The 6,944-nt window shown below is 37.7% G+C and carries 9 protein-coding genes; 3 read left to right on the top strand and 6 right to left on the bottom strand.

Annotated elements, in window-relative coordinates; all coding sequences use genetic code 11:
• Positions 1 to 218: 218 nt before the first annotated feature.
• A complete protein-coding gene (gene ddaH / locus GYY69_RS11650; RefSeq protein ID WP_174797829.1) occupies positions 219 to 989 on the top strand; it encodes a dimethylargininase in 771 nt (256 codons plus the stop codon).
• A gap of 52 nt (positions 990 to 1,041) precedes the next feature.
• Positions 1,042 to 2,442, top strand: coding sequence for a basic amino acid/polyamine antiporter (locus GYY69_RS11655; protein WP_174797830.1), 1,401 nt, complete (start codon positions 1,042 to 1,044; stop codon positions 2,440 to 2,442).
• Positions 2,443 to 2,908: 466 nt separating this feature from the next.
• On the opposite strand, the gene GYY69_RS11660 is transcribed toward GYY69_RS11655, so the two are convergent.
• The gene (locus tag GYY69_RS11660) at positions 2,909 to 3,655 is read right to left on the bottom strand and encodes a tRNA1(Val) (adenine(37)-N6)-methyltransferase (protein ID WP_174797831.1); all 747 of its coding nucleotides are present in this window, start codon (positions 3,653 to 3,655) and stop codon (positions 2,909 to 2,911) included.
• Complete coding sequence (gene nfi / locus GYY69_RS11665; protein ID WP_174797839.1) at positions 3,645 to 4,310, bottom strand: deoxyribonuclease V; 666 nt, start codon at positions 4,308 to 4,310, stop codon at positions 3,645 to 3,647. The genes GYY69_RS11660 and nfi overlap by 11 nt, the downstream gene beginning before the upstream one ends.
• Before the next feature lie 60 nt (positions 4,311 to 4,370).
• Here nfi and GYY69_RS11670 point away from each other — a divergent pair, with 60 nt between their 5' ends.
• Positions 4,371 to 4,952, top strand: coding sequence for an IMPACT family protein (locus GYY69_RS11670; RefSeq protein WP_174797832.1), 582 nt, complete (start codon positions 4,371 to 4,373; stop codon positions 4,950 to 4,952).
• A 163-nt stretch (positions 4,953 to 5,115) separates the two neighbouring features.
• Here GYY69_RS11670 and GYY69_RS11675 read toward each other — a convergent pair whose 3' ends face one another.
• The 4 genes from GYY69_RS11675 to GYY69_RS13225 form a co-directional block, all read right to left on the bottom strand.
• On the bottom strand, positions 5,116 to 5,274 hold the full coding sequence (locus tag GYY69_RS11675) for a hypothetical protein (protein WP_174797833.1): 159 nt from the start codon (positions 5,272 to 5,274) through the stop codon (positions 5,116 to 5,118).
• 697 nt (positions 5,275 to 5,971) lie between these two features.
• Complete coding sequence (locus GYY69_RS11680) at positions 5,972 to 6,250, bottom strand: hypothetical protein (RefSeq protein WP_174797834.1); 279 nt, start codon at positions 6,248 to 6,250, stop codon at positions 5,972 to 5,974.
• A gap of 44 nt (positions 6,251 to 6,294) precedes the next feature.
• The gene (locus GYY69_RS11685) at positions 6,295 to 6,522 is read right to left on the bottom strand and encodes a hypothetical protein (protein ID WP_174797835.1); all 228 of its coding nucleotides are present in this window, start codon (positions 6,520 to 6,522) and stop codon (positions 6,295 to 6,297) included.
• Positions 6,523 to 6,858: 336 nt separating this feature from the next.
• Complete coding sequence (locus tag GYY69_RS13225; protein WP_141670356.1) at positions 6,859 to 6,939, bottom strand: integrase core domain-containing protein; 81 nt, start codon at positions 6,937 to 6,939, stop codon at positions 6,859 to 6,861.
• Between the last annotated feature and the right edge of the window lie 5 nt (positions 6,940 to 6,944).

The raw sequence follows: 6,944 nt of genomic DNA on the forward strand, positions 1-6,944 counted from the left end.
TAATTTCTTTTCCTTTCTAAAAAAACGTAAGTTATTTTTATTGCATACAAAAAATAGATATGCCCGCCTCACTGCATTTAAATTCAGATGTACCGATCAAAATAAGAAATCAATAAAAAACATACAAAAACGAATAAAAATACACTTTATATCTTGATTAAGCATTAAATGTGAATTATTATTCAAAAATAAAACATAATTATTTAAGAGAGAATGAGATGAAAAAGTTTAACCATATTATTGCAAGAATGCCCGCCAAATCACTAATTAACGGTTTAACATCAGCCAACTTGGGCAAACCTGATTATCAAAAAGCCTTAGATCAGCACAACAATTACATCCGAGCATTACAACAATGCGATGTCGATATCACAATTTTACCCGCTGACGAACGTTTTCCAGATTCGGTATTTGTTGAAGATGCCGTACTTTGCACGCCATATTGTGCCATTATTACAAGGCCTGGAGCCGAAAGCCGCAGGGAAGAAACTGAAATTATCGCTGACACCATCGAAAGATTTTATCCAAATAAAGTAGAAAGAATTAACGCACCTGGTACAGTTGAAGCGGGCGATATAATGATGGTTGAAAACCACTACTACATTGGCTTATCGGCTCGAACCAATCAAGCAGGCGCAAACCAAATGATAGCTATTTTAGAAAAGTATGGATTAACTGGTTCAGTGGTTAAGCTCGAAAAAGTGTTACATCTAAAAACAGGTCTAGCTTATTTAGAGAATAACAACTTATTAGCGGCAGGCGAATTTATCACTAAACCCGAATTTCAACACCTGAATATTATCGAAATCCCTGAGCAAGAAAGTTATGCAGCTAACTGTATATGGGTTAATGACCGCGTTATTATGCCAGCAGGCTATCCAATAACAAAAGGCAAAATCGCGGAGCTTGGTTATCAAGTTATCGAAGTGGATACCTCTGAATATCAAAAAATAGATGGTGGTGTAAGTTGCATGTCGTTACGATTTTAATCGATCGATATTAATTATTAATCATACTAAACTGCATAAATAAGACAACAAGATGAATACACCAGTAAGAAAAAAACTTGGCATTCTGCCGCTCACACTCTTGGTGGTTGGCAGTATTGTAGGGAGTGGAATTTTTAGCCTGCCACAAAACATGGCCGAAGGGTCTGGAACTGGGGGAATTTTAATTGCATGGACAATAACCCTTTTAGGCATATTAATGTTAACACGGATATTTCAGTATTTATCGATCCGATTTTACAAAATCAATGATGGATTATACGGCTATGTACGAGAAGGATTTGGCGATTATATCGGCTTTAATGCAGCATGGGGATACTGGATATCAGCATGGATGTCGTGTACTAGCTACTTAGTTATTTTATTTAGCGCATTAGGATCTTTTGATGGCTTAAGCTTCTTTGGTCATGGCACCACATTACCGGCGGTTATTGCGGCTATTTTATTGTTATGGATAGTACATTATTTTGTATTGAAAGGAATATATCGCGCCTTTTTATTAAATTGTTTAGTGACATTAGCTAAAATTGTGCCTATCGGTTTATTTATTGTTTGTGTTAGCCTCGCCTTTAAAATCTCGACATTTAAGATCGACTTTTGGGGAACACCGCAATTAGGATCAATTATTGATCAAGTTGAAAACACCATGCTTTATACCGTTTGGGTTTATTTAGGAATTGAAAGCGCAACGGTTTATGCAACGAGGGCCAAAAATATCATCAGTATTAGCCGTGCCACCTTTTTTGGCTTTGCTATTACCAGTTTATTACTTGTTTGCGTATCTGTGTTATCACTTGGCATTGTACCGCAACAAGAACTGGCGCAAATGAAAAACCCATCAATGGCCTTAGTCATTGAACGTGTCATTGGTAGCTGGGGTGCGACCTTGATCAACATCGGCTTAATCGTGTCGGTCAGTGGCGGATTATTATCGTGGCTAATGCTAGCCGCCGAAATGCTATTTTTAAGCGGTCAAGGCAAACAGCACACGGTGCCAAGTTGCTTTGGTAAACTCAACAAAGCAGGTACACCTTCCAACGCATTATGGTTAACAACAAGCTTAATAACGGTATTAATTATCCTTGCTCATTTCTATCAATCGGGCTATAACACCTTAATCCAGTTATCAACCTCAATGGTGCTAATCCCCTACTTGCTTTCGGCACTTTTTGTTTTCAAATTGGCGATTCAACAAGGCAAAGCCTATTTAATTACAATTGGCGCTTTAGGATCGATTTATGGAGTATGGTTGATTTATGCTGGTGGTACAACTTATTTATTACTTTCCATGATACTTTATAGTATGGGACTATGTTTTTACCTCTATGCCAGAAAGGAACGATCTTTACCAGCATTTAGTTACTTTCACGACAAAGTGTATGCTATTGCAATTATCCTATTAGCTATCATTGCTATTTTATACTTCTTAAGCTGATAATAGTTTAGTCGAGGCTTTTTAACAATCTGAAAAAGCCTCATATGAGCAAAAAATGCGAATATATAAAAGGTATGCAAGCAGTTCAAATAATAAATTATATTTGTATATAACATTACTTTTATGCTTTTCCTTGTGATAATAAGTATTTCTTTTTATCAAGATTTATTACTTGCTATTAAATAATTTTTATTCACTATGAAATTAAAAATAATAAAATATAACAAAAAATATGCTCTGGATATCTGTAAATTATTTTACAATTCCATAAATCAAACTTAAGCAGATATTTGCTGAATGGTGTTAAAAATCACAGCTCCAAAAAAAATTATAAAAAAACAGTAGTGCCCAGCAAGGTACAAAAACCGTGGACAAAGGACTACAAGCACTCAATATATCACAATTACCATGAATTGTTTTATTGTGAGATTAAGTTGCTGTGCTTGTATTGCTCACCATTTAGGCTTTATTTTCGAAACAGATAAAAATCAGCTAACAACGTTCTAAATGCTTGTGAATACCGCCCATCATTATCTCGCATACACAATTGCTGCTGATCAACCTTATTAGGTTGGATAAATGAAAAAACCATCAACGACAACGAAAAATCTTTGTCTGCACTATATCTAACATTCATCAATTGGTGTAAATATAACTGATTAGATTCACATAATAACCTAAACTGATTGGATAAATGATAAGGTAAAACTAAACAAAATTGACCTACGGGGTTTAATAAACGCTTAACCGTGCCAATAAGCTGTTGAAAGTTTAAACTTTCAGTATAGCGTGCTAATTGCCTTTGAAGATTACGACAATCAACGGCGGATTCAAAATAAGGGGGATTGGTCACAATCAAATCATAGCCGATGGCATGACTTGGCTCAAATTGATTAATGTCGATATTAATCGCATTAACTGTAGTAAACCCAGCTTGCTGGCTATTTTGCTGACATTGTGCCACTGCCTGCACATCAATATCAATCGCATCAATTTGACAACTATTATGTTCTAATCGCTGGGCTAACATTAACGCAATTACGCCACAACCACAACCAATATCTAGTATTTTTTGCGGAACAGAACGAATGGGCGCCCATGCGCCTAACAAACAACTATCGGTTGTTACCTTCATTGGACTTTTGTCATGCCCAACAAAAAAACGTTTAAAAGTAAAGCCACCTTTTTTTAATGGTAATGGATTATTCTGCATGGATAAACTTCTTAAACAAAGGTTTATTTGACGCAATCGCATCAGCCCAGCGCGTTGGTTCAGGCAAGCGATAGCCACGCAAGCATAAATTAACCCATTTTAAAGCACTATCTTGACTCACTCGGTGACCGGCTGAAATAAATAATGGATTGCAATTATTTTTACTACATAGCACCCAACCAATCTGTTCTTGCTTATCTTGCAAAGGCGTTACACTACCCGCTTGTTTTGGCAATGGTTTATACTGACCGCACAACTTTTTTTTAGCTACACCAATCGTTGGCATATCTAGTAACAAGCCTAAATGGCTGGCAATACCTAAACGCCGAGGGTGAGCAATGCCTTGTCCATCAACGAACAATAAATCGGGTTTCTGTGTTACCTGCTGCCATGCTTCGATCAGTGCTGGATACTCACGAAAAGATAAATAACCAGGAATATAAGGAAACTGTGTTTTTATTCGAGCCATATGGTATTCAACAACCTTAAAATCAGGATAAGTAAGAACAACAATTGCAGCTCTAGTTACATGACCATCATCCTCAAAACCTACATCGGTTCCACCAATAAATTTAACCGACTGACAAAACGTATCAGTTAATGTAACTTTCTTAGCTAACTTCTGTTGTGTTTGCTTTAATTGCTCTAAATTAATAGACATTTTGATTCTGTTCAGTATTATTATCCACAATAAATTGATTTTACCAGAATTAGCATGCCATATACATTAGCAAATCCCGTTGAACTAACAGAAGAAATAAAAAAAAGTCGCTTTATTGTCAATGCTGCGCCAGTTATATCAGTCGAACAAGCCACCGACTTTATTAACCAAATAAGCGATCCCAACGCCACTCACAACTGCTGGGCATGGAAGATTGGACAACAATATCGATTTAACGACGACGGCGAACCCACCAGCACTGCCGGTCGCCCTATTCTTTCGGCCATTGAAGGGCAAGATTGCGATCAAGTGGTTGTAGTGGTAACTCGCTACTTTGGCGGTATAAAACTGGGTACTGGCGGGTTAATTCGTGCTTATGGTGGTTCGGCTAGCCACTGCTTGCGACAAGCAGAGCGTATCGAACTTATTGCCCGCATGACGCTACAATTTCACTGTTATTATAACGAATGGCCAATTATCGAAAATCGCCTAAAAGAACTTGATGCCATTATTGAAAATCAAGAGTTTGATGCTGAAGGTGTCAACGTCATAACAGGCATCACACAAGATAAATCCCAATTACTGCAAAAAAATATCAGCGACATCACCCGTGGACGCATTATTATTGAGTTATAAAAAATTCTCGGGTAGACCATTTATTTCATTAAAAATTTTTTGATTTATTTTTTTGCTTAAAATCAATGTGTTATAATGTTATTTTGCGTATTTTTGGGAGATGAGTGTGAATCATTGGCGACCTTTCTTGTGCAAGGTACTAACCTCATTTGTCGCTCTTTTTCTATTCCCCAACCTGATCGATAAACCTATCGCATACAGTGTGCACTGGCTCTTGAATAAATGCACTATCAATCATTGGCGGATATTTATTGGACCGCCATGACGATAAAAAGAATAACTGCTGTAATGCTCTGGTTTTGTTGGCATTATTTGTCACCATATCACTTATTGACTGAGTCAGTTAAAATGGAAGTTGTGGGGGATTGTTTTTTATTTTTCCTATTTTTGAATAATTGACACGACTGTTGATACAAAACTTCATAGCCACTAAAATCATAATCATCTATTAACTCATAACCGTAAATAGTGAGGATCGCTTTACGGATAACGTTTATTGTTAACATTAGCCGGAAAACCACCATACACAATGATTTGGTCGAGTTTTTAATATGTTAGATTATCAACCTTAAATTAAATTCTACTAATTGATTCATAACATAAAATGACTGATTATAGACTATTAAAAAGCTCTCTCAAAAATGAATTGGATTTTCACTTAATGCTAATTTTTGTTCAATTTCCATTATTACGCCTAATTAGTGATTTTTATGATTCCGTCTGGTAAAGCTGCCAATCACACCTTTGGTGTCCTCGGTCGGGAGGAGAGGCACTTTTTTTGACTTTCAGTTATTAAAGCACACAGTCTTTGCCTCCTCGACACTCCAACTACGCAAGGCCTGCTCTTTACTAGGATTGTCTTTTATTTACACCATAAGCCCGACTCGCGACCTAAGGATTAACAAATAAAGACTAAGGAGTAGCGCAAACAATATTTCTATAGTTGCCTTTCCAAATTCTAGACATAGCGCCCCACCAGCCAAGTTCACATCGTACGCATAGTCCCTATCCCCCGCCAATCACTTTGTCCAAAGCCAGCTAGCGGGAAAAGCTTGAGCATTATAATGCCTCGGGTATACCCACTCTGTTAATAATCCACCCCCTATTCGAAACTGGATAAGATTATTAGGTGACGACGGCATGCCACCGACCATACGACCTCGACAATGAGAGCAGTCGTCATAATCCTTACCATCACCCCGTTCAGTACAGACTGCGTTGGTTAGGTCTTCGAGCTGTGTCAAACGATACCCAAAACCAGAACACCAAACTTCTTGCTCTTGAAAGGTACCCCCCACTCTTTCCTCGGATCATATGTATAATCTCCCGCACGGGGCACAAACTACTTCTGCGGGACTAACCAATATTTAATAACCTCGTTTCCCTCACTATCTATACCTATTATCTCAAAGGTCTGCGGTAACCTTGGAACAGCAATTCGACGTGGGTAAGGATTACGCCATTGAAAGTTTGCCTCTGGACCTTTTAGCGTAATCTTAAGAAAAACCATTCCATTATTTATATCATTACACACTCTCTTGCTGATCTCGTGGCTGGCTCCCGTAGTCATATGATACCGGATTGATTGGACTAGGGCTCCATAATCTGGATCCCATATACTAGGTATGGTAAACCCGGATGATCTGTAGTGATCAAGAACAGGTCTTACATACATGATCTCTCCCCATTGTGGCCGTGGTGACGGTGGTAGTATTATTGCATCACTACGATTATCCCCTTGACCATTTTGACCCGCTAATGCCGGAAAATGCCATAAACATAACAATGCCAACAGGACTTTTCGAAATAATTTTGATAGTGATTTGAGAAATAACTTCGAGAATATAAACGAGGCAAGAGAAAAACTGTAAATACCCCAAACCTAGTACACAACTCACGTAGAAAATCATGCTGCTTGTTTTAGTGTTTTATACTCAATCGGTGTCATGTTATTTAACGCCTCATGCGGTCTTTCGGTATTATAAATCGTTA

The sequence above is a fragment of the Gilliamella sp. ESL0250 genome (assembly GCF_013345045.1).
Lineage (GTDB): Bacteria > Pseudomonadota > Gammaproteobacteria > Enterobacterales > Orbaceae > Gilliamella > Gilliamella apicola_H.

Coding starts and splice junctions, on each gene's coding strand:
- ddaH (WP_174797829.1), top strand. CDS start 219: ATGAAAAAGTTTAACCATATTATTGCAAGAATGCCCGCCAAATCACTA.
- GYY69_RS11655 (WP_174797830.1), top strand. CDS start 1,042: ATGAATACACCAGTAAGAAAAAAACTTGGCATTCTGCCGCTCACACTC.
- GYY69_RS11660 (WP_174797831.1), bottom strand. CDS start 3,655: ATGCAGAATAATCCATTACCATTAAAAAAAGGTGGCTTTACTTTTAAA.
- GYY69_RS11670 (WP_174797832.1), top strand. CDS start 4,371: ATGCCATATACATTAGCAAATCCCGTTGAACTAACAGAAGAAATAAAA.
- GYY69_RS11675 (WP_174797833.1), bottom strand. CDS start 5,274: ATGGTGACAAATAATGCCAACAAAACCAGAGCATTACAGCAGTTATTC.
- GYY69_RS11685 (WP_174797835.1), bottom strand. CDS start 6,522: ATGACTACGGGAGCCAGCCACGAGATCAGCAAGAGAGTGTGTAATGAT.